The sequence below is a fragment of the Sphingobium cyanobacteriorum genome (genome assembly GCF_030580935.1).
Lineage (GTDB): Bacteria > Pseudomonadota > Alphaproteobacteria > Sphingomonadales > Sphingomonadaceae > Sphingobium > Sphingobium cyanobacteriorum.
In genome coordinates this window covers 1-1,824 of record NZ_JAUQOM010000065.1, presented here as the reverse complement: position 1 = coordinate 1,824, position 1,824 = coordinate 1, and the positions used below count along the sequence as shown (strand labels likewise).

General features: G+C 66.2%; 2 protein-coding genes. Both read right to left on the bottom strand.

All coding sequences use genetic code 11. The annotated features are described in order from the left end of the window. The coding region (locus Q4610_RS21675; protein WP_304537842.1) for a peptide MFS transporter at positions 1-1,253 on the bottom strand (1,253 nt) is incomplete at its 3' end. A 63-nt stretch (positions 1,254-1,316) separates the two neighbouring features. Beyond that, the coding region (locus Q4610_RS21670; RefSeq protein ID WP_304537841.1) for a TonB-dependent receptor at positions 1,317-1,824 on the bottom strand (508 nt) is incomplete at its 5' end.

Genomic DNA, 1,824 nt, shown 5'->3' with positions numbered 1-1,824 from the left:
AGCCATCCCGCGAATATCCCGGCGATGAACAGGCCGATATAATAGCCGCCGACCATCATCGAACGGACCTGCACCGGCGCCACCCGGGCGACCAGTGCGAGCGCCACCGGCGCGTAGAGCAGGTAGCCCAGCCCGATCACGAAATGGAACAGGACGGGCCAGACGATCGCCACCCTGCCCGCGCCTGCGCTCCACTGCCCGAGGCTGAGCAGCACGCAGCCCAAACCGAAGATCGAGCAGCCAAGCGCCAGCTTGGCGAGTTCGCCGGGCTCTCCACCCCGCCTGGCGCGGACACGCCAATAGCGCATCAGCACGGGTGCCAGCACCAGAACCGTGACGGCATCGAGCGACTGGAACCAGGTGACCGGTACGTGCAAGCCGAAGCCGATCCCAAGATCGACATGATCGCGCACCCAGACCGGATAGGTGTTCCAAATCTGCGATTGAACCGTCCAGAAACTCGCGGTGATGAGGATCAGCACCGAAAGCGCCAGCACGGTGCGCCATTCGTCCGCGGTGAGCGGCACCGTGGCCACGCCGCCGCGATCGCCGGCCGGCTCGCGGAGATAGCGCATTCCGCGAAGATAGATGGCGATGCCCAACAGCACGCCGAAGCCGGCGGCCGTGAAGCCATAGTGCCAGCCATAGAGCTCGCCCAGCGTGCCGCACACCAGCGGCGCGAGGAAGGCGCCGACCACCACCGAAGTGACGTAGAGCGTGTAGCCGTCATCGTGCCGCCGGTCGCCTTCGGCATAGAGCGCCCCGACCTGCGCGGCGAGATTGCCCTTGAGCAGCCCCGCCCCGGCGATGATCGCGCCGAGCGCCGGCAGGAAAGCCTGTTCGATCGCCATCAGGAAGTGCCCGCAGGCGAGCAATCCGCAGCCCAGCAGCACGGCGCGGGTCCGTCCGGTCACCCGGTCGCCGATCAGCCCGCCGACGATCGGGCCGAAATAGACCAGCGCGACATAGATGCCGAACAGCTGCGCGGCGAGCGCCTGGCTCGTGAGCGGGCCGGTCACCGCCTCCAGCCCGGCGCGCAGCCCAGCAAAACCCCAGACATGTTCGACGACGCCGGGCTGGAGCAGATGCCCGGTCATGTAGAGCATGAGCAGCGCCTGCATGCCGTAGAAGGAAAAGCGCTCCCACATTTCGGTGGCGGCGATATAGGTTAGGCCGCGCGGATGGCCGAACAGGTCGGTGCCGGCAACGGGCAGCGCGGCCCCCGTCTCGGCAGTTTCAAATGCTGGGGCCATCCGGATGCTCCGACAGAGAAAAGGCCCGCCCCGGAGTGGAGGCGGGCCTGACAGAAAAGAACCTCAGAAGTCGTGTGACAAGGCGATGCCGACCGTTCGCGGCTTCGTCCGCGAGGATTGCTGCCACGCCTGGTACGGATCGACCTGCCGGTTCTCATTGGTGAGGTTGGTGGCATAGAGCTCCACCTTCACCCGGGAGAAAGTCGCGCCGATGCGGGCGTTGAGGAGCGGTACGGTGTCCGAACACTGAGTGCGCGGGACCAGAACCGAGCTGTCCGAGGCGCAGGTCTTGTCCCGGTAGCTGAAATCGGCATGGGCGAAGCCGGCGATGTTCGATGCGAGGGCGACATCATAGTCGGCCGCAACGCTGAACGTGACCTCCGGGGCGTAGTCGCCGGGGTCGCCGACTTCGACATTGGTGGATTCGCCGCTCTGGATCGCCAGCTTGGTCACTTCGCTGTGCGTCAGCGCGGCCATGCCGCTGAGATGGAAGTTCGGCGTCACCGCCCAGGTCGCGCTAGCCTCCAGACCGTATATCTCCAAGTCGCCGATATTGCGGGTGAGCGAGACG